This window comes from Saccharothrix tamanrassetensis, from assembly GCF_014203665.1.
GTDB classification, from domain to species: Bacteria; Actinomycetota; Actinomycetes; order Mycobacteriales; family Pseudonocardiaceae; genus Actinosynnema; species Actinosynnema tamanrassetense.
On record NZ_JACHJN010000006.1, the window covers coordinates 416736 to 435746 of the forward strand.

Below are 19011 nucleotides of genomic sequence, written 5' to 3' on the forward strand. Positions count from 1 at the left end.
CGGTCGGGGTACGGGCGCCCCATTGCGACGACTGTCGCGACCTGTGCGTGGGCTTAACCGGTGGCGTGAGGCTGGAACGCGAAGCGCCGCCACCTCCGAAGAGGTGGCGGCGCTTCGGGAAGCCCGGACTCAGATCTGGTTGGCGCGCCTGGCCAGCGCAGACTTCTTGTTGGCGGCCTGGTTGGCGTGGATCACGCCCTTGGTGACCGCCTTGTCGAGCTTGCGGGAGGCCTCGCGGGCGAGGGCGGTGGCCTTTTCCTTGTCGCCGGCCTCGGCGGCCTCACGGAACTTGCGGATGGCGGTCTTGAGGGACGACTTGACGGCCTTGTTGCGCAGGCGCGCCTTCTCGTTCGTCTTGATCCGCTTCAGCTGGGACTTGATGTTCGCCACGCGAAAGCCACCTTTTCCTTGGTCTCGGAGTCGTACCGCGCCTGTGATCGGCCCCACCCGGGGGTGGGTTTCCTCCATTGCGGAATGCCGCGCGGGTACGGCCGAGAAGGATATCAGGGCTGCTCGACGGACCGTGAATCCGGTCCTCATGCTCGGTCGTGGGTGCCCCTTTGCGGCCCGCGCCGAGGCTAGAGCTGGCCTGGCCTGGCCTGGCCTGGCCTGGCCTGGGCTGGGCTCGGCTCGGCTCGGCTGGGGTGGGTTGAGGTGGGGTGGAGCGGGCGGTTGGAGAAGCAGTACGCGTGTCCGGTTAGGCTGTTCGGGTGATGACCGCTCTCGACTGGCCCGGTTTTGGTCAGGTTTCCCTCGCGGGTCTGCTGTTCCTCTGCCTCGCTGCGGTGATTGCGGGTGCGGTCGATGCCGTGGTCGGTGGGGGAGGGCTGATCCAGTTGCCCGCCCTCCTGCTCATCGGACCCGGTGGGCAGCCGTTGTACGCGCTGGCGACCAACAAGGTGGCGGCGGTTGTCGGTACAGCCTCTGCTGTCACCACCTACGCCCGGCAGACCACGATCGACTGGTGGGCGGCGTTGCCGATGGCGTTCGCCGCGTTCGGTGGTGCGGTGGGTGGTGCGGCGTTCGCGGGTGCTCTGGCGCCCGGCGTGCTGAACGGGGTTGTGCTGGTCGCGTTGGTCGGGGTGGGGCTCTACACGTGGCGCAAGCCTGATCTCGGGGTGGCGGAGACCCCGCGCTTCCGGCGGGTCGCGCAGATCGGTGTGATGGCGCTGGGTGGGGCGTTGATCGGCTTCTACGACGGGTTGGCCGGGCCGGGTACCGGGGCGTTCCTGGTGTTCCTGCTCGTCGGTGTGGTCGGGTTCGCGTTCTTGCGTGCGTCGGCTACCGCCAAGATCGTCAACATCGCCACGAACCTGGGGGCACTGCTCTACTTCATCCCGGCGGGCAAAGTGTTGTGGGGCTTGGGGCTTGTGCTCGCGGTGTGCAACCTGGTGGGTGCGGTGTTCGGGGCGCGGCTCGCGGTGCGGCGGGGGTCGGTGTTCGTGCGGCGGGTGTTCCTGACCGTCGTGGTGGCGTTGGTGGTCAGCCTGGGGTGGAAGGCGGCGGTCGGCTGAGCCTCAGCGGGCTTGGGGGCGTGAGACCTGGATGACCTTGAAAGTTGCGCCCATGGGATCGCCGAGGGTGGTGAAGCGGCCGAAGCGGGAGTCGGCGATCGCTCCTGCCGGGATGCCGCCCAGGTCGCGGGCGCGGTTCACGATCTCGTCCACGTCGGACACTGCGAAGTAGGTCATCCAGTGGGCCGGGATCTCCGCCGGGATGCTCTCGTCCATGCCGAAGATCCCGGCTACCGTGCGGCCGGCCACCTGGAGTTCGGTGTACGGGAAGTCGGGCAGGGGTTCCAGGTCGAATTCGAACACCTCTCGGTAGAACTCGGCCGCGCTGTCCGGGTCGCGGGTCGCCAGCTCGCTCCAGACCACCGATCCCGGCTCGTTGACCACGTACGCGCCGATGTGCGTGCCCGCCTCCCACAGGCCGAACGCCGCACCGGTCGGGTCCACCGTGATCGCCCCTCGACCGGGGCCTCCGGTGTCGAATTCCGGGACCAGGACCTTGCCGCCGGCGGTGTTGACCCGGTCCAGGGTGTCGTCCAGGTCGTCGGTCGCCAGGTAGGTCGTCCACACCACGGGGAACATCACGTCCGGAGGCATCTCGCCGAAGCCCGCCACCGGTTTCCCGCGTACCAGCGCCATCGTGTAGTAGCCGGTTTCCGGGCCGCCGATCTCGAAGTCCCAGCCGAACAGGCCGCCGTAGAAGTCCATGGTGGCCACGCGGTCGGTGGTCATCATGTCCACCCACGCCGGGGTACCGGGGGCGTACGGGGCGTTCAGCTCGCTCATCCGCTCAACGGTCGCACCGGGTGTGGAGGCTCGCGAGTTGATCACCGCCCGGCCGCTGGTCCACATGGGTCCGCCCAGCCGTCTCCCCCTGGGAACGGCTGGGCGGGTGGTGGCCGAACGGGCTACTCGGCAGGTGGGCTACTCGTCCGGCGGGTTCTCGGCGGGTGGGTTTCCGGCGGGCGGGTTGTCGGTGGGTGGGTTCTCGGTGGGTGGGTTTCCGGCGGGTGGGTTGTCGGCGGGTGGGTTGTCGGCGGGTGGGTTCTCCGGGGGCGCGTCGCGTGGTCGGGCGTCCTTGCGGGGGCGGCCCCGCCGGGGAGGGGCGACTGCACCTGCGGGCAGCCGGCCCGACTCGGCCAAGGCCCGTCGCAGGAGGAACTCGATCTGCGCGTTGGTGCTGCGCAGTTCGTCGTTGGCCCATCTGGTCAGGGCGTCGTGCACCGCCGGGTCGAGGCGGAGCAGGACGCCCTTGCGCTCGGCCACGTCAGTGGTACAGCGAACCGGCGTTCACGACGGGCTGGGTTGACCGGTCGCCGCACAGCACCACCAGCAGGTTCGACACCATCGCCGCTTTGCGCTCCTCGTCCAGTTCCACCACGTCGTGCGCGGCGAGCCTGGCCAGTGCCAGCTCCACCATGCCCACCGCTCCCTCCACGATCCGCTGCCTGGCCGCGACCACCGCGCCCGCCTGCTGCCGCTGGAGCATCGCCTGCGCGATCTCCGGAGAATAGGCGAGGTGGGTCAGCCGGGACTCGATCACCTTCACGCCGGCCGACTGCACGCGGGCCGCGATCTCCACCGACAGCGTCTCGGTGATCTCGTCCGCGTTCTCCCGCAGTGACAGCCCGGTCTCCTCGTGGTTGTCGTACGGGTAGCTGGTGGCGATGTGCCGCACGGCCGTCTCGGTCTGGATGCCGACGAACCGCACGAAGTCGTCCACCTCGAACTTGGCCCGCGCGGTGTCGTCCACCTGCCACACGACCACCGCCGCGATCTCGATCGGGTTGCCGTCGGCGTCGTTGACCTTCATCGTGGCCGTCTCGTGGTTGCGGATCCTGGTCGACACCTTCACCTTCGTGGTGAACGGGTTCGCCCACCGCAGGCCGTCCTTGCGCACGGTGCCCGTGTACCGGCCGAGGAACTGGAGCACCCGCGCCTCGCCCGGTGCGACGGTGAACAGCCCGCTGCCCGTGATGGTCCCCGCCCCGGCCAGCAGCGCGCCCCCGACGATCATCACCACACTCGGGCCTTCGGTACCCGGGATCGCGCCGAGGATGATCACCGCCACGCCCACCACGACCAGGGCTGCCGCCACGACGACCATCGTCCAGCCGGACACCTCCGCGGGCTCCCGCTCCCGCACGGCCGGCGCGGGCATCCGCACGCTCACTTCGGTCGATGCATCCATCGTCCCCACCCCTCATCGATCTATCTCCTGCTTAGCAAAGTGATATCACTTATTTGGCTCGGCGGACAAGCTGTCCGGTAATGAGGACTGAAGATGTCCGCGATGGCTCCTACGCTGAGCGGCATGACCGAGGTACTGAGTCGCCGAGCCCTCAACCGCGCCACGTTGGCCCGGCAGTTCCTGTTGGAGCGCACCGAGCGGCCGGTGTCCGAGGTCGTCTCGCACCTGGTCGGGCTCCAGGCCCAGACCCCGCACACCTGGTACACGGGCCTGTGGACGCGGATCGCCGGCTTCCGCCCCGAGGACGCCGCCGACCTGCTCGTGGACCGCGGCCTCGTCCGCATGGCTCTGATGCGGTCCACCATCCACCTGGTCACCGCGCCGGACGCGCTCGCGCTGCGTCCCCTCGTCCAGCCTGTGCTGGACCGCGACCTGTTCCGCAACTTCACCCACGGGCGGGACATGCGCGGGCTCGACATCGACGCCGTGGTGGCCGCCGGGCGTGAACTGCTGGCCGAGAAGCCGCGCACCAACAAAGAACTCGGCGCACTCCTGCACGAGACGTGGTCCGACCGCACACCCGCCGCGCTCGCTTACGCCATCCGCTGCCAGGTGCCGCTGGTGCAGGTCCCGCCGCGCGGCGTGTGGGGGCGCAGCGGCCCGATCGCGCACACCAGCGTCGAGACGTGGCTCGGTGCGAGCGTCACCGAGCGGCCGTCCGTGCCGGACATGGTCCTGCGCTACCTGGCGGCCTTCGGCCCGGCGAGCGTGAAGGACGTGCAGACGTGGGTCGGCTTGACCCGGCTGCGCGAGGTCGTGGAGGGGCTGCCGCTCGTCCGGTTCACCGGCGAGGACGGCCAGGAACTGTTCGACCTGCCCGACGCACCGCGTCCCGACGAGGACACCCCGGCTCCGGTCCGGTTCCTGTACGACTTCGACAACCTGCTGCTGTCCTACGCGGACCGCCGGCGCGTCGTCACCGACGACGTGCGCGCGCAGAACTACGACCCGCACGGGCCGGTGCCGCAGTTCTTCCTGGTCGACGGCGTGACGGCGGGCGATTGGAAGCTCGACCGCACCAAGGAGGTCGCGGTGCTGGAGCTGCGGCCGTTCCACCCTTTGTCCACAGAGGACGAAGTGGCTGAGGAAGGGCACGCGCTGCTGGACTTCCTGGCTCCCGGCGTGCCGAAGCACGAGGTGCGGTTCGTGCGGTGAACCCGGGGATGTCGCCGGTTGCCTTGCTCCTGATCCTCGCCGCCGCGTTCGCGCACGCCGGGTGGAACCTGGCCGCCAAGCGCGTGCCGAACGGCGGGGCGTTGTTCGTCTGGCTGAACGCCACGCTGTCCGCCGTGTTGCTGGTGCCGGTAGTGCTGCTCACCGCCACGCCGTCGTGGGACTGGGTGGTGCCGTTGGTGGGCAGCGGTCTGCTGCACCTGACGTACTTCCTGCTGCTGCAACGCGGATACGCGACCGGTGACCTGTCCGTGGTGTACCCGCTGGCGCGGGGCACCGGGCCGTTGTTGACGGTGATGCTGGCGGTCACCGTGTTCGGAGAGAGGCCGCATCCGCTGGGGCTGGTCGGAGCGGCGGCGGTCGTGCTCGGGGTGTTGGTGATCGGTTCGGGCGGCTCCAGCGGAGGGAGTCGAACGGCCGGCGTCGTGTACGGACTGCTGACCGGTGCGGTGATCACCGGGTACACGTTGTGGGACGCGAACACGGTGAACACCGTCGCCATCGCGCCCTTGGTGCTGATAACCGGGTCGTCGGTCACCGAGGCTGTGTTGCTCGCGCCTTACGCGTTGAGTCGACGGGCGAGTGCGGTGCGGATGGTCCGTCGCCACTGGCGTGCGGTGTGCGTCGTCGGGGTCTTGTCGCCGTTGGCCTACGTGTTGGTGTTGTTCGCGATGACGCTCGCGCCGGTGAGCCTCGTCGCGCCCGCGCGTGAGCTGAGCATCGTGGTGGGCGGTGTGCTGGCGTGGCTCGTGCTGGGCGAGCCGAACCCGGTCCGGCGGCTGTCGGGTGCGCTGATCGTGCTCGCCGGGGTGGCGGCGATCGCCGTGTCGTGATCAGGTCTTCGTCATGGAGGTGCTGAGCAGTCGGGTGCTGGTGCGGTCGCGCGACCCGGAGCGGGCGCGGGCGTTCTACCGGGACGTGCTGGGGCTGGCCGTGTACCGGGACTTCCCGGGCGGCACGGTGTTCTTCCTCGGGAACGGGTTCCTGGAGGTGTCGGGGCGGTCGGACAGCGCGCCGTCCGAGGCCGTGCAGCTCTGGCTCCAGGTGCGCGACCTGCGCGCGGCAGCGGAGCAGTTGGCCGCGCACGTGGTCCGCCCGCCGCAACGGGAGCCGTGGGGGCTGGACGAGATGTGGATCGCGGACCCCGACGGGGTGCGGATCGTGCTCGTCGAGATCCCCCCGGAGCACCCCCTACGCCGGGACGTTCGCGAATAGCTGCACGGCCGGCGGGATCACCCCGCCGTGCTGCTGGAGGGATGTGCGGACCTCGGTGAAGCCCGCGTCCTCGGCCTCTCATCAACTTCGTCTCCAGGCCCCTGGGGTCGCCGGCGGGCGCGGTACCGGCATCGGGGATTCCCCGGAGACGTGACCTGGTCTTCCCGGACGCCCCCGTCGGGTGGGGAGGCCGGCCTGGACGGAGCCGGAGCCCGGTCGCCCCGGTGTCAGCGCCAGCCGAGCCTCCGCAGGGCGTCCACCACCAGCGAGAACCGCTCCGGCTCCAGCACCGAGCCCTCGCGGCGGATGTCCGCCTCGTCCAGTTCGAACACCCGGTCCAGGCGCAGGTACGACTCGCGGCCGTCGCGGTCCCAGCGGCCCGCGCCCAGGGCGAGGAACTCGTCCTCCTCGTGCCGGTCCGGGCCCTTGCTGGTCAGCATCAGGGCCAGCAGGGCCCGCCGGTACCTGCCGACGACCAGCAGCGGGCGGTCCTTTCCCCTGGTCGCGTCCTCCTCGTAGGGCACCCAGGCCCAGACGATCTCGCCCGGGTCGGCCAGGCCGTCCAGGTCGGGGGAGTACTCCAGGGTGGCCGCCACGGCGGCCGAATGGACCTCGCGCACCGCACCCCGGGACGGTCGCGGGTCTTCACCGTTCGTGTACACGGCGTAGGAGCCTATGGCCTCGGTCACGCCCGGGGGGAACTGCTGGTCCGCCGGACGTGAGATGATTGGCCGATCCCCTTTGTCCGTCCCGTGCGAGGAACCTGAGTGAGCACGTTCGCCGATCAGACGTTCACGCCTCCGGAGCTCATCCGGAACTTCTGCATCATCGCGCACATCGACCACGGCAAGTCGACCCTGGCCGACCGCATGTTGCAGCTCACCGGCGTGGTCGAGGAGCGGGCGATGCGCGCGCAGTACCTCGACCGCATGGACATCGAGCGCGAACGCGGCATCACCATCAAGGCGCAGAACGTCCGCCTGCCGTGGCAGCACGAGGGCCGGGACCACGTCCTGCACATGATCGACACGCCCGGCCACGTCGACTTCACCTACGAGGTGTCACGGGCGCTGGAGGCGTGCGAGGGCACCGTGCTGCTGGTCGACGCGGCGCAGGGCATCGAGGCGCAGACGCTGGCCAACCTGTACCTGGCGATGGAGAACGACCTCACCATCATCCCGGTGCTGAACAAGATCGACCTGCCCGCCGCCGACCCGGACAAGTACGCCAAGGAGCTCGCCCACATCGTCGGCTGCGAGCCCGAGGAGGTGCTGCGGGTCTCCGCGAAGACCGGCCTGGGCGTCGGCGCGCTGCTGGACGAGGTCGTGCGGCGCGTCCCGGCCCCGGTCGGCGAGGACGACGCCCCGGCCCGCGCGATGATCTTCGACTCGGTCTACGACACCTACCGCGGCGTCGTGACCTACATCCGGGTGGTCGACGGCAAGATCACCCCGCGCGAGCGCATCAAGATGATGTCGACCGGCGCGACCCACGAGATCCTGGAAGTCGGCATCATCTCGCCCGAGCCGAAGCCGAGCCGCGGCCTGGGCGTCGGCGAGGTGGGCTACCTCATCACGGGCGTGAAGGACGTGCGCCAGTCGAAGGTGGGCGACACCGTCACCTCCGAGCGCAAGGGCGCGACGGAGCCGCTGGCGGGCTACCGCGAGCCGCGGCCGATGGTCTACTCCGGCCTGTACCCCGTCGACGGCTCGGACTACCCGATCCTGCGCGAGGCCCTGGAGAAGCTCCAGCTCAACGACGCCGCGCTGACCTTCGAGCCGGAGACCTCGGCCGCGCTGGGCTTCGGCTTCCGCTGCGGCTTCCTCGGCCTGCTGCACCTGGAGATCACCCGCGACCGGCTGGAGCGCGAGTTCGGCCTGGACCTGATCTCCACCGCGCCCAACGTGGTCTACCGCGTGGTGATGGAGGACGGCACCGAGCACGTGGTGACCAACCCGTCCGACTGGCCGGACGGCAAGCGGGCCGAGGTGTACGAGCCGATCACCAGGTGCACCATCATCGCGCCCAGCGACTACATCGGCGCGATCATGGAGCTGTGCCAGGCCAAGCGCGGCCAGCTGGGCGGCATGGACTACCTGTCCGAGGACCGCGTCGAGCTGCGCTACACCATGCCCATGGGCGAGATCATCTTCGACTTCTTCGACGCGCTGAAGTCCCGCACCCGCGGCTACGCGTCGCTGGACTACGAGGAGTCCGGCGAGCAGGACGCCGAGCTGGTGAAGGTGGACATCCTGCTCCAGGGCGAGCCGGTGGACGCGTTCAGCGCGATCGTGCACAAGGACCACGCCTACGGGTACGGCACGAAGATGGCCACGAAGCTGCGCGAGCTGATTCCCCGCCAGCAGTTCGAGGTGCCCATCCAGGCTGCCATCGGGTCGCGGGTCATCGCCCGCGAGACGATCCGCGCGATGCGCAAGGACGTCCTCGCCAAGTGCTACGGCGGTGACATCACGCGCAAGCGCAAGCTGCTGGAGAAGCAGAAGGAAGGCAAGAAGCGGATGAAGATGGTGGGGCGCGTCGAAGTGCCCCAGGAAGCCTTCGTCGCGGCTCTGTCGACCGACGATTCGGGCAAGGACAAGAAGAAGTAGCGCCATAAGCCACCTCTTCGAGTGATCCGCGCGAATCAACAATGGAATTGTCGTACCCCCCTGGGATGGTTGGCGAACCGACAGGAAAGGGGGGACCATGACTGCCATGCCGGAAGACAAGGGTGGGCGTCCCTACACGGTCTACGACCTCGAAGGGATGCCCGACGATGGCCACCGATACGAACTCATCGACGGGGCGCTGCTGGTGAGCCCGGCTCCTGGTCTGCGCCACCAGCGAATGGGCCTTCTGCTGGCACTGGCGCTGGAGCAAGTCTGTCCGCAGGGGCTGGTCGTCGTGCAGGCGCCGTTCGCGGTGCGGGTGTCCGAGTCGATCGAGTTGCAGCCCGACGTCCTGGTCGCCCGGGAGTCGGACCTGACGGACAGGTTGCTGCCGGTGGCGCCGGTGCTCGCGGTGGAAGTGCTTTCACCGAGTTCCGTGATCGCCGATCTGAACTACAAGAAAGCCGTGTACGAGCGGATCGGCGTGCCCGCCTATTGGGTGCTCGACCCGCAGGAGCCGAAGCTCTCGGTGTTCGAGTTCGGCGAGGACGGCCTCTACGAACTGGTGGCCGAGGTGAAGGGTGACGACCCCTTCGACGCGGAGCGGCCGTTCCCGGTGCGGATCGTTCCGGGGGAGCTGCTGGGCTCCCTGAGGTGACGCCGGGGCGCCCGATCGCTACGTGAGGGCGTCCAGCACGTCCAGGGCGCGGGTGTACTTGGCCCGCAGCCGGTCCTGGGTGGCCGGGTCGAGCAGGGCCAGGCGGGGCGGGGAGGTGTTGTCCGCGATGTCCGCTCGCTTCACCTCCACCGCGACCGGGTCGGCGGCGACCCGTCGCAGGTAGTCGTCCTGCGATTCGCCCGGCAGGTGGCTCAGCGCGACCACGGTGTCGACCACCGGGGCGGGGCAGCCCGCGGCGAGCAGGTCGGCCGCGGTGACGGCGGTATCCTCGACGACGTCGTGCAGCACGGCGGCCATCCGGGCGTGCTCGCCGGACACCCGGCCCATCACCCGCAGCGGGTGGCCGATGTACTGGTTGCCGGACTTGTCGACCTGGCCGTCGTGCGCGGCGCGGGCGATCCGGATGGCGTCATCGACGGTGAACGGCATGTCGCTCATGGTCACACCCTTGACAAGTCGCAGTGGTCTAGTCCATTTTGCCAGTGGCCCACGTCACCTGCTGGGCATGGCCGCCGAATGGACTTAGTGGAGGTGGACGTGGCTTCGAGGACTAGACGCGCCCTGGGTGCCGTGCTGGCCGGTGTGCTGGCCGTGGCCGGCCTGACCCTGGTGGTCGTGGGCAGCGCGTCGGCCGCCAACCTGGTCGCCAACCCCGGTTTCGACGCGGGCAGCACCAGTGGCTGGACGTGTTCCGGCACGGCGGGCGTGGTCACCACGCCCAAGCGCAGCGGCTCGCACGCGTTGGCCAACACCCCGGCGGGCTCGGACAACGCGCGCTGCTCGCAGACCATCGCGGTGAAGCCCAGCAGCGCCTACAAGCTCACCGCGTGGGTGCAGGGCAGCTACGTGTACATGGGCGTGACCGGCACCGGTAGCGGCGACAAGAGCACCTGGACGCCCGGCTCCAGCGGCTTCTCGCAGCTCAGCATCGACTTCACCACGGGTGCGTCGGCGAGCAGCGTCACGGTCTTCCTGCACGGCTGGTACGGCCAGCCCACCTACTACGTCGACGACGTGAGCCTGGACGGTCCGGGCACCCCGCCCACGTCGACCAGCACCAGCACGTCGACCAGCACCTCGACCTCCACCAGCACGTCCACGTCGACCAGCACCACGACGACGACCACCAGCACGACCACCACCACGACCAGGCCGCAGGACCCGACGCTGCCGAAGCACGTGCTGACCGGCTACTGGCACAACTTCGACAACGGCTCGCGGCTGCTCAAGCTGGCCGACGTGCCCACCACGTACGACATCGTGGCGGTCGCGTTCGCCGACGCCGTGCCGGCCACCCGCGGCGCGGTCGCGTTCAACCTCGACCCGACGCTGTCCAGCAAGCTCGGCGGCTACACCGACGCCCAGTTCAAGGCCGACATCCGCACCCTCCAGGCCCGCGGCCAGAAGGTGATCATCTCCGTCGGCGGCGAGAAGGGCACCATCTGGGTCGGCGACTCGGCGTCGTCCTCCGCGTTCGCCAACAGCGTGCGGACGCTGATCGCGAACTACGGCTTCGACGGCGTGGACATCGACCTGGAGAACGGCATCAACGCCACCCACATGGGTTCGGCGCTGCGCAGCATCCACGCCGGTGGCGGCAAGATCATCACGATGGCCCCGCAGACCATCGACATGCAGTCGACCGGCCAGGAGTACTTCAAGCTGGCGCTGGCCGTGAAGGACATCCTCACGGTGGTCAACATGCAGTACTACAACTCGGGCACGATGCTCGGCTGCGACCAGAAGGTCTACGCGCAGGGCACGGTCGACTTCCTGGTGGCGCTGGCCTGCATCCAGCTGCAGGGCGGCCTGCGGCCGGACCAGGTGGGGTTGGGCCTGCCCGCCTCGCCGTCCGGGGCGGGCGGCGGCTACCAGTCGCCGGCCAACGTCAACAAGGCGCTCGACTGCCTGGCCAAGGGCACGAACTGCGGTTCGTTCAAGCCCTCGCAGACCTGGCCCGGCATTCGCGGCGCGATGACCTGGTCGATCAACTGGGACGCGTCCAGCAGCTGGCAGTTCTCCAACACGGTGGCACCGCACCTGGACACGCTGCCGTGATCTGACGGCCCTGCCCGCTACCGTGATCTGACGGGCGCTGCCCGCCACGCCGCCACAGGCGTGGCGGGCAGCGTCCGTTCGGCGGGGTCGTTCTCGGTGGAGTGGACGCGTGCCGGCCACCGCGGTCTTCGCAGTGCCTCCTCGTCGTCCGACGCGGCCGGCCGGGTGGCGCGCGGGGAGTTCCGCCAAATGGCGGGTTATCGTCGGTGTCATGCTGGACCGACTCGCAGTGCCCGTCATCGCCGCGCCCATGGCCGGCGGCGCCTCCACCCCGGAGTTGGTCGCCGAAGTGGGCCGCGCGGGCGGCTTGGGCTTCCTGGCGGCCGGCTACCTCTCGGTGGAAGCGGTCGCCGCGCAGCTCACCGCCACCGCCGCGCTGACGGACCGGCCGTACGGGGTCAACCTGTTCGTGCCCGGAGCGAAGTCCACTGTGGACGTGAGCGGCTACCGGGAGCGGGTGCGGGCGCAGTCCGGTGCGGAACCGGGTGAGCCGCACTGGGACGACGACGGCTACGCGGCGAAGCTGGAACTCGTCACGGCGATGCGGGTGCCGGTGGTGTCGTTCACGTTCGGGCTGCCCGACGCGCACGACGTTCGGCGGCTGCACGCGGCCGGGTCCACGGTCGTCGTGACGGTCACCACCCCCGCCGAGGCGAGCCAGGCCGCACGGATCGGGGCGGACGCGCTGTGCGTGCAGGGCTGCGACGCCGGCGGGCACCGGGGCACGTTCGCCGACGACGGAGTCTCGCCGGGCGGCGGCGAGCTGTTCGGCGTACTGGCTGCCCTCCGTCTGGTCCGCGCCCGGGTGGACCTGCCGTTGATCGCCGCCGGCGGCCTGGTGCACGGTGCGGACGTGGCGGCGGTGGTCACCGCGGGCGCGGTGGCGGCGCAGCTGGGCACCGCGTTCCTGTCCTGCCCGGAGGCGGGCACCTCGGCCGCGCACCGCCGGGAACTCGCCGACGGCACCCGGCGCACCGCGTTGACCAGGGCGTTCAGCGGACGTCCGGCGCGCGGTCTGGTGAACCGGTTCCTCACCGACAACGGTCCGCACGCGCCGGCGGCGTACCCGGAGGTGCACCACCTGACCAAACCGGTGCGCGCGACCGGCGACCCGGAGCTGATGTCGCTGTGGGCCGGGCAGACCTACGCGCTGGTCCGACCGGCTCCCGCCGCCGAGGTGGTCGCCCGGCTGCAGGCCGAGGCGCGGCAGGCGCTCTCCGCCGCGATCATGCGAATTCCCCCGCTGTAGCAACGGTTGCGCGGGTGAGAATGGCGGGGTGACGACTGCGCGCGAGCTCGCCGACGACCTGCTGGCCGTGGCCATGGACGCCGATCCGGTCATGGCGACCCTGATGGGCGTCCCCGGCCGGGACGACAAGCTGCCGGACCCGAGCGCGGAGGCGGACCGCGAGGTGTGCCGGCGGGCCGAGGGGATCGCCGAGCTGGCGCGGTCCGGTGAGGACGACCCGGTGACCCGCGCGGTGGTCGTGCAGCAGGCGGTCGCGCTGGCCCGCCGGGCCGACGCGAACCTCATCGAGCACACCCACGCGGAGGGCCTGAACGCCCCGGTCGCGCTGCTGCTGAACGCGCTGCCGCTGATCCGGCCGGCCGACGACCGGGCCGGCCGCGCCTACCTGACCCGGTTATCCGGCTTCCCGCGCTACCTGGAGGCGTTGGCGCACCGGCAGCGCGGGTCGAGCCGCCGACCGGTCGCGCACCTGGTGGCGGCGGCGGTGGCCCGGCTGGACCGCTACCTGGCCGAGGACGCCGATCCGCTGGCGATCCCGTTGCGGGACACCGCTCTCGCCGCCGAGTGCGCCGTGCTGCTGGAGACCTCGGTGCGCCCGGCGTTCGCCCGGTACCGGGACTTCCTGCGCACCGAGATCGCGCCGCGCGGCCGTTCAGCGGACGAACCGGGCCTGTGCTGGCTGACCGGCGGCGGCGAGCTGTACGCGGACCTCATCGGGATGTACACCACGACCGACCACACCGCGGAGCAGCTGCACCGGATCGGGCTGGACCTGATCGAGGCACTGGACCGGGAGTACGAGGAGATCGGCGCCCGGGTGTTCGGCCCGATCCCGGCGGACCGGGTGCGGGCCCGGCTGCTGGACGACCCGGCGCTGCGCTGGGCCACCGCCGAGGAGATGCTGGTGCTGGCCGAGGAGACCATCGCCCGCGCGGAACGGGCCGCGGGCGACTGGTTCGGCACCGTCCCGGCGGCCCGGTGCGCGGTGGCGGCGGTGCCCGAGTCGGACGCCCCGAACGCGCCGCTGGCCTACTACCTGGACCCGGCGCTGGACGGCTCCAGACCGGGGACCTACTTCGTCAACACCCACCAGGCCGAGCAGCGCGACCGGTTCAGCGCGGAGGCGACCGCGTTCCACGAGGGCGTGCCCGGCCACCACTTCCAGATCGCGCTGGCGCAGCAGCTGACCGACCTGCCGCTGCTGCGCCGGTTCGCGTCCATCGAGGCGTACCTGGAGGGCTGGGCGCTCTACACCGAGCGGCTGGCCGACGAGATGGGGCTCTACAGCAGCGATGTGGCCCGGCTGGGGATGCTGTCGGCCGACTCGCTGCGCGCCGCGCGGCTGGTGGTCGACACCGGCATCCACGCGCTGCGCTGGACCCGGCAGCAGGCGGTGGACTACCTGCGGGCGCACGCCGTCATGCCGGACGTGGACATCTTCTCCGAGGTGGACCGGTACATCGAGAACCCCGCGCAGGCGCTGTCCTACATGGTGGGGCGGCTGGAGATCCAGCGCCTGCGCGGCGAGGCGGAGCGCCGGCTGGGCGACCGCTTCGACATCAGGGCGTTCCACGACCTCGTGCTCGGCGGCGGCCCGCTGCCGATGGCCGTGCTCGCCGACGTGGTCGACCGGTGGTGCGACTCAGCGGGCTGAGCCGTCGCCCTCCTTCTCCAGCACGGAGTTCCGCTTGCTGTAGGCGAAGTAGACGATCAGGCCGAGGGCGAACCAGACCGCGAACCGCAGCCACGTCTCCGGCGCCAGGAACGTGATGAGCCACAGGGAGAACACCACGCCGATGATCGGCACGATCGGCATGCCCGGCGTCTTGAACGTGCGCGGGAGGTCGGGCTGCTTGTAGCGCAGCACGATCACCGCGATGCACACCACGACGAACGCCAGCAGGATGCCGATGTTGGTCAGCTCGGCGGCCTCCGCGATGGGCAGGAAGCCCGCGATCACGGCGGACGCGACGCCCAGCACCCAGGTGGTGCGGGTGGGCACGTGCTTGACCGGGTGGGTCTTGGCGAACCACTTCGGCAGGAGACCGTCGCGGGACATCGAGTAGCCGACGCGTGCCGCGCCCATCAGGAACGTGAACAGCACGGTCGTGATGCCCAGCACCGCGCCCACCGAGATGATGATGCCCAGCGCGGGCAGGCCGACGTCGGAGAACGCGCTGGCGAACGAGCTCTCCGCGTCCACGTCCTTGTAGTTGACCATGCCGGTCAGCACCAGGCAGGCCAGCACGTACAGCACCATCGAGACGCCCAGCGAGTAGATGATCGCCTTCGGCATGTGCCGCTGGGAGTCCTTGGACTCCTCGGCCGCGGTGCTCATCGCGTCGTAGCCGAACACCGCGAAGAACACCGTGGCCGCACCCGTGAACGCGCCGGACAGGCCGAACGGGAAGAACGGGTTGTAGTTGGCGGTGTTGATGTGGAAGACACCGACCACGATGACCAGCAGGACGATGGCGACCTTCAAATACACCAGGACGGTCTCGAAGCGGGCCGCGTTCTTCATGCCGAGGTTGAGCACGTAGGCGATGAGCAGGCAGAGGACCACCGCGAACAGGTTCACCTTGTAGCTGCCTGCCGCCACGTCGCCGGACTCCGTGCCGGGCGCGCCGAGCATCCACACGGGCAGTTCGAGGCCGAGCAGGTTCAGCAACTCGTTGAAGTAGCCGGAGATGCCGATCGCGACCACCGCCACGATCGCGGTGTACTCCAGCAGCAGGTCCCAGCCGATGAACCAGCCGACGATCTCGCCGAGCACGGCGTAGCCGTAGGTGTAGGCCGAGCCCGCCTTCGGGATCAGGCCCGCGAACTCGGCGTAGGAGAACGCCGCCGCCGCGCTGGCGATGCCCGCGATGAGGAACGAGATCAGCACGGCCGGGCCGGCGGTCTTGTTCGCGACGGCGCCCGCGAGCGAGAAGATGCCCGCGCCGATGATGCCGCCGATGCCGATCGCGGTGAGCTGCCACAGGCCCAGGGTGCGGGTGAGCGCGGTGCCCTTGTCCTCGGATATCTGCTCGATGGGCTTGCGGCGGAACACGCCCGAGCCCCGGCCGTAGCCGCCCTGCACGGAGGTCATTCGCTTGCTCCCTCGGTGGTTGTGTGCGGCGAACCGTACGCCCGTCATCTGGCGCCGGGTTTGTTCGTCGGCACTACTTGGGGAGGATTTTCTTGTTCTGCCGGACTACTGTTCGGCTTGCGCGTGGGCAGCACGCCCGCCACCACGACGGCACCGCCGACCAGAGTGTTCCACCCGGCGGGTTCGGGGAGAAGTACCGACACGACCGCTCCGGTGGGCTCGTTCAGGTGACCCGGAGTGCGGTCCGCCGGATGACGGTGGCGGCCCACCGGGCAGGGGCCGCCGGGACCGGCGGCCCGGAACCGGGGCGCACCGCTACCTGGTGAAGACGATCTTGCCGGCGGTCTCGCCGTCGAGCATGGCGCGCAGGCCCTCTTCGGCGCGTTCCATCGGCAGCGTGGAGCCGATCCGCGGGCGCAGGCCGTTCAGCGCGCAGAACGCCAGCAGGTCGCCCAGCTCCTCCCGGGTGCCCATGGTGGAGCCGACCACCCGGAGCTGGAGGAAGAACAGCCGCTGCAACTCGGCGGCCGTGGCGTCGCCGCTGGTGGCGCCGGAGATGACCACGATGCCGCCGGGCTTGAGGGACTTCATCGAGTGCGACCAGGTGGCCTTGCCGACGGTCTCGAACACGGCGTCGACGCGTTCGGGCAGCCGCGCGCCGGGCTCGAAGGCGGCGTGCGCGCCCAGGCTCTGCGCCAGGGCCCGCTTCTCCTCGGTGCGGCCGGTGACCCACACCCGGTAGCCCGCCGCCCGGCCGAGCTGGACCAGCGCCGTCGACACACCGCCGGACGCGCCCTGCACCAGCATCGTCCGACCCGGTCGCAGGCCGGACTTCACGAACAGCATCCGGTACGCGGTCAGCCAGGCCGTGCCCATGCAGGCGGCCTCGGCGAACGTCAGGTCGGCGGGCTTGGGCAGGGCGTTGCGCGCCGGTACCGCCACGTAGTCGGCGAAGGTGCCCTGGTACTTCTCGGTGAGCAGGGTGCGGCCCGGGTCGAGGGTCTCGTCGCCGCTCCACGCCGGGTCGCCGATGACCGAGTGCAGCACCACCTCGGTGCCGTCGTCGAGCACGCCCGCGCCGTCGCAGCCCAGGATCATCGGGAACCGGTCGGCCTTGATGCCCACGCCCCGCAGGGTCCACAGGTCGTGCATGTTCAGGCTGGCCGCCTTCACGCCGACCCGGACCCAGCCGGCGGGCACCTCCGGGTCGGGGCGGTCACCCACGCGCAGGGCGGCGACGGGGTCCTGCGGGCTCGGCTCGGCTGCGTAGACGGCGAACATGCCCCGGAACTTACCCAGTGGTAGGGATCTCTGTGCGGTGAACCACGTCACCGCAGTACGCTCGGGGTGTGCCGGAGGCGATCGCGCAGTGGTGGGACGGGGTGGAGCTGTGGCTCGCCCAGTTGCCGTTCCCGTTCCAGTTCGCGCTGGTCATGGGAGTCCTGCTGCCGCTGTGCCTGGGCGCGGCGCGGCTGATCGACCGGCTGGTGGACAACGTGTCCTCCCGGTTCAACCCCGCGCCGCCGCTGGACACCGCGGACGAGCCCGGGAAGGTGGACGCGGTCAGGTCTTCGTAGGCTGGCGGGCGTGACTCCCGCCCGGCGCCTCACCGCCGCACTCCTGGGCCTGATCGCGCTGGTCGTGATCGGCTACTTCGCCAAGGACCTCGCAGGCACCTCCGAGCCCGCGCCGACCACCGGCGCCTCCACGAAGGTGCTCGCGACCGGTGGTTCCGCCGCCGCGTCGGGCAACGCGTCGGCACGGCAGGTGCCCGGTGCGGCGTCCGGGCTGCCGGTGAAGGAGCTGTCCGGCCTGCCCGCCGAGGCGGCGGCGACCTGGAAGCTGATCGACCAGGGCGGGCCGTTCCCGTACCCGCGCAACGACGGGGTGACGTTCCAGAACCGGGAGAAGCGGCTGCCCGCCAAGTCCGGCGACTACTACCGCGAGTACACCGTGCCGACGCCCGGAAGCGACGACCGGGGCGCGCGCCGGATCGTCACGGGGTCCGGTGACGAGGTCTACTACACGGGTGACCACTACTCGTCGTTCGTCGTCGTGGACGTGACCCGATGATCCACTTGCACGTGGTGCGGGACGGGGCGCGGTCGAAGTCCGCCGCGCTGGCCGCGATCGGTACGGCGATGGAGTTCCCCGACTACTACGGGCAGAACCTGGACGCCTTGTACGACTGCCTGACGGACCTGTCGTGGCTGCCACCCGGCGAGCACGTCCTGGTGTGGGAGGGCGGCAACGAGGACGTGGCGTCCGTGCTGGCCGACGCCGAGGCGGCGATGTCGACGGGCGAGCGGACGTTCTCGGTGCGCTACCCGGACTGACCCCGACCGGTCGCCCGGCCGGGGGCGGGCCCGTCAGTCCTCGGCCGGCACCCAGGACGGCTTGCGCTTGCCCACGAACGCGGCGATGCCCTCCTGCCCCTCGGAGCCGCCGAAGTGCCGTGCGGACAGCTCCAGCATGTCGGCGAACACCTCGCCCAGGTTGGTGCGCCGGGGCTCCTGGAGCATCCGCTTGGTGGCCGCCAGGGCGTTCGGCCCGCCCAGCGCCAGCATGTCGGTGTAGCGGGTGACCTCGGCGTCCAGCGCGTCGGCGGCGACGGCGGCGTTGATCAGGCCGATCTCCTTCGCCCGCGCGGCGTCGAACGCCTCTCCGGTGAGGAACAGCTCGTGCGCCGCCCGCGGCAGCAGGCGGGGTAGCACCGTCACGGAGATGACGGCGGGCACGACACCGATCCGGACCTCGCTGAACGCGAACGTCGCCGTGTCCGCGGCCACCGCGATGTCGCACGCGGCGACCAGCCCGACCCCGCCCGCGCGGGCCGGGCCGGCCAGTCGTGCGACGACCGGCTTGGGGCTGGTCCACAGCTGTTCGAGGATGGCGGGGAACTCGTTGACCCCCTGCTGCCCGGCGCTCGCGCCGCCGGCCTCCTTCAGGTCCATGCCCGAGCAGAACACCGGTCCGGTGTGACCGAGCACGACCACGCGCACGCCGTCGTCGGCGATGGCGGCCTTCAGGTGCCCGGTCAGCTCGGCACGCAGTTGCGCGGACAGGGCGTTGCGGTTGTGGGGGGAGTCCAGCGTGATCGTCGCGATGCCACGCCGCACCTCGTAGTGGACCAGCTCGTCTGCCATGTGCCGCACTCTACGAGGCGGAGAAG

Annotated in this window: 20 protein-coding genes and 1 pseudogene; 12 read left to right on the forward strand and 9 right to left on the reverse strand. The window is 70.5% G+C overall.

The features are described from left to right. Positions 1–129 precede the first annotated feature (129 nt). Entirely contained in the window at positions 130–390 is a 261-nt protein-coding gene (rpsT, locus tag FHS29_RS21460; RefSeq protein ID WP_184693058.1) for a 30S ribosomal protein S20, read from the reverse strand. A gap of 323 nt (positions 391–713) precedes the next feature. On the opposite strand from rpsT, the gene FHS29_RS21465 reads away from it, so the two are divergent. Further along, positions 714–1514: a TSUP family transporter gene (locus FHS29_RS21465; RefSeq protein ID WP_184693060.1), complete on the forward strand. Its 801-nt coding sequence runs from the start codon at positions 714–716 to the stop codon at positions 1512–1514. Positions 1515–1517: 3 nt separating this feature from the next. On the opposite strand, the gene FHS29_RS21470 is transcribed toward FHS29_RS21465, so the two are convergent. The 3 genes and pseudogenes from FHS29_RS21470 to FHS29_RS21480 all read right to left on the reverse strand — a co-directional run bounded on the left by FHS29_RS21470 (position 1518) and on the right by FHS29_RS21480 (position 3702). Next, entirely contained in the window at positions 1518–2297 is a 780-nt protein-coding gene (locus FHS29_RS21470) for a VOC family protein (protein ID WP_184693062.1), read from the reverse strand. A 279-nt stretch (positions 2298–2576) separates the two neighbouring features. After that, positions 2577–2777: pseudogene (locus FHS29_RS38210) on the reverse strand (type II toxin-antitoxin system antitoxin); the annotation flags it as partial. A 1-nt stretch (position 2778) separates the two neighbouring features. Then, on the reverse strand, positions 2779–3702 hold the full coding sequence (locus FHS29_RS21480) for an SPFH domain-containing protein (protein WP_184693064.1): 924 nt from the start codon (positions 3700–3702) through the stop codon (positions 2779–2781). Between the two features lie 123 nt (positions 3703–3825). Here FHS29_RS21480 and FHS29_RS21485 point away from each other — a divergent pair, with 123 nt between their 5' ends. Genes FHS29_RS21485 through FHS29_RS21495 form a run of 3 tightly spaced genes read left to right on the forward strand, consistent with a single transcriptional unit; the run spans position 3826 to position 6150 of the window. Further along, positions 3826–4917, forward strand: coding sequence for a winged helix DNA-binding domain-containing protein (locus FHS29_RS21485; protein WP_246440618.1), 1092 nt, complete (start codon positions 3826–3828; stop codon positions 4915–4917). Positions 4918–4925: 8 nt separating this feature from the next. Next, positions 4926–5768 carry an EamA family transporter gene (locus FHS29_RS21490; protein WP_184693068.1) on the forward strand — a complete coding sequence of 281 codons (843 nt, stop codon included), beginning with the start codon at positions 4926–4928 and terminating at the stop codon, positions 5766–5768. A 13-nt stretch (positions 5769–5781) separates the two neighbouring features. Continuing rightward, on the forward strand, positions 5782–6150 hold the full coding sequence (locus FHS29_RS21495) for a VOC family protein (protein ID WP_184693070.1): 369 nt from the start codon (positions 5782–5784) through the stop codon (positions 6148–6150). 227 nt (positions 6151–6377) lie between these two features. Here FHS29_RS21495 and FHS29_RS36955 read toward each other — a convergent pair whose 3' ends face one another. Then, entirely contained in the window at positions 6378–6812 is a 435-nt protein-coding gene (locus FHS29_RS36955; protein ID WP_184693072.1) for a type II toxin-antitoxin system PemK/MazF family toxin, read from the reverse strand. Between the two features lie 105 nt (positions 6813–6917). On the opposite strand from FHS29_RS36955, the gene lepA reads away from it, so the two are divergent. Together lepA and FHS29_RS21510 are read left to right on the forward strand one after the other, a co-directional pair. After that, a complete protein-coding gene (gene lepA, locus FHS29_RS21505) occupies positions 6918–8759 on the forward strand; it encodes a translation elongation factor 4 (protein ID WP_184693074.1) in 1842 nt (613 codons plus the stop codon). 106 nt (positions 8760–8865) lie between these two features. Continuing rightward, positions 8866–9417, forward strand: a complete 552-nt coding sequence (locus FHS29_RS21510) for a Uma2 family endonuclease (protein ID WP_446689068.1) — start codon at positions 8866–8868, stop codon at positions 9415–9417. 18 nt (positions 9418–9435) lie between these two features. Here FHS29_RS21510 and FHS29_RS21515 read toward each other — a convergent pair whose 3' ends face one another. Further along, entirely contained in the window at positions 9436–9876 is a 441-nt protein-coding gene (locus tag FHS29_RS21515) for a phosphohydrolase (protein ID WP_246440619.1), read from the reverse strand. A gap of 99 nt (positions 9877–9975) precedes the next feature. Here FHS29_RS21515 and FHS29_RS21520 point away from each other — a divergent pair, with 99 nt between their 5' ends. From FHS29_RS21520 to FHS29_RS21530, 3 genes are all read left to right on the forward strand, one after another. Beyond that, on the forward strand, positions 9976–11496 hold the full coding sequence (locus FHS29_RS21520) for a chitinase (protein ID WP_376774455.1): 1521 nt from the start codon (positions 9976–9978) through the stop codon (positions 11494–11496). A 211-nt stretch (positions 11497–11707) separates the two neighbouring features. Further along, positions 11708–12745 carry an NAD(P)H-dependent flavin oxidoreductase gene (locus FHS29_RS21525; RefSeq protein ID WP_184693080.1) on the forward strand — a complete coding sequence of 346 codons (1038 nt, stop codon included), beginning with the start codon at positions 11708–11710 and terminating at the stop codon, positions 12743–12745. A gap of 28 nt (positions 12746–12773) precedes the next feature. Next, positions 12774–14399, forward strand: a complete 1626-nt coding sequence (locus FHS29_RS21530; protein WP_184693082.1) for a DUF885 domain-containing protein — start codon at positions 12774–12776, stop codon at positions 14397–14399. Here FHS29_RS21530 and FHS29_RS21535 read toward each other — a convergent pair. Together FHS29_RS21535 and FHS29_RS21540 are read right to left on the reverse strand one after the other, a co-directional pair. Then, positions 14388–15839: an amino acid permease gene (locus tag FHS29_RS21535; protein ID WP_184693084.1), complete on the reverse strand. Its 1452-nt coding sequence runs from the start codon at positions 15837–15839 to the stop codon at positions 14388–14390. The two genes, FHS29_RS21530 and FHS29_RS21535, sit on opposite strands and share 12 nt — an antisense overlap. 315 nt (positions 15840–16154) lie before the next feature. Further along, positions 16155–17120, reverse strand: coding sequence for a zinc-binding dehydrogenase (locus FHS29_RS21540; RefSeq protein ID WP_184693086.1), 966 nt, complete (start codon positions 17118–17120; stop codon positions 16155–16157). Positions 17121–17188: 68 nt separating this feature from the next. Here FHS29_RS21540 and FHS29_RS21545 point away from each other — a divergent pair, with 68 nt between their 5' ends. The 3 genes from FHS29_RS21545 to FHS29_RS21555 are packed head-to-tail and all read left to right on the forward strand — an operon-like array spanning position 17189 to position 18175. Further along, entirely contained in the window at positions 17189–17416 is a 228-nt protein-coding gene (locus FHS29_RS21545) for a hypothetical protein (RefSeq protein WP_184693088.1), read from the forward strand. Positions 17417–17426: 10 nt separating this feature from the next. Next, a complete protein-coding gene (locus tag FHS29_RS21550; RefSeq protein ID WP_184693090.1) occupies positions 17427–17912 on the forward strand; it encodes a guanyl-specific ribonuclease in 486 nt (161 codons plus the stop codon). Further along, positions 17909–18175: a barstar family protein gene (locus FHS29_RS21555; RefSeq protein ID WP_184693092.1), complete on the forward strand. Its 267-nt coding sequence runs from the start codon at positions 17909–17911 to the stop codon at positions 18173–18175. The genes FHS29_RS21550 and FHS29_RS21555 overlap by 4 nt, the downstream gene beginning before the upstream one ends. Before the next feature lie 33 nt (positions 18176–18208). Here FHS29_RS21555 and FHS29_RS21560 read toward each other — a convergent pair whose 3' ends face one another. Then, a complete protein-coding gene (locus FHS29_RS21560; RefSeq protein ID WP_184693094.1) occupies positions 18209–18985 on the reverse strand; it encodes an enoyl-CoA hydratase-related protein in 777 nt (258 codons plus the stop codon). Positions 18986–19011: the final 26 nt, after the last annotated feature.

Bases quoted from the DNA above. Each gene is read 5' to 3' on its own strand.
- FHS29_RS21515 (WP_246440619.1), bottom strand. From the start codon at position 9,876: ATGAGCGACATGCCGTTCACCGTCGATGACGCCATCCGGATCGCCCGC.
- FHS29_RS21465 (WP_184693060.1), top strand. From the start codon at position 714: ATGACCGCTCTCGACTGGCCCGGTTTTGGTCAGGTTTCCCTCGCGGGT.
- FHS29_RS21490 (WP_184693068.1), top strand. From the start codon at position 4,926: ATGTCGCCGGTTGCCTTGCTCCTGATCCTCGCCGCCGCGTTCGCGCAC.
- FHS29_RS21470 (WP_184693062.1), bottom strand. From the start codon at position 2,297: ATGAGCGAGCTGAACGCCCCGTACGCCCCCGGTACCCCGGCGTGGGTG.
- FHS29_RS21510 (WP_446689068.1), top strand. From the start codon at position 8,866: ATGCCGGAAGACAAGGGTGGGCGTCCCTACACGGTCTACGACCTCGAA.
- FHS29_RS21555 (WP_184693092.1), top strand. From the start codon at position 17,909: ATGATCCACTTGCACGTGGTGCGGGACGGGGCGCGGTCGAAGTCCGCC.
- FHS29_RS21535 (WP_184693084.1), bottom strand. From the start codon at position 15,839: ATGACCTCCGTGCAGGGCGGCTACGGCCGGGGCTCGGGCGTGTTCCGC.
- FHS29_RS21540 (WP_184693086.1), bottom strand. From the start codon at position 17,120: ATGTTCGCCGTCTACGCAGCCGAGCCGAGCCCGCAGGACCCCGTCGCC.
- FHS29_RS21480 (WP_184693064.1), bottom strand. From the start codon at position 3,702: ATGGATGCATCGACCGAAGTGAGCGTGCGGATGCCCGCGCCGGCCGTG.
- FHS29_RS21560 (WP_184693094.1), bottom strand. From the start codon at position 18,985: ATGGCAGACGAGCTGGTCCACTACGAGGTGCGGCGTGGCATCGCGACG.
- FHS29_RS21485 (WP_246440618.1), top strand. From the start codon at position 3,826: ATGACCGAGGTACTGAGTCGCCGAGCCCTCAACCGCGCCACGTTGGCC.
- FHS29_RS21495 (WP_184693070.1), top strand. From the start codon at position 5,782: ATGGAGGTGCTGAGCAGTCGGGTGCTGGTGCGGTCGCGCGACCCGGAG.
- FHS29_RS21525 (WP_184693080.1), top strand. From the start codon at position 11,708: ATGCTGGACCGACTCGCAGTGCCCGTCATCGCCGCGCCCATGGCCGGC.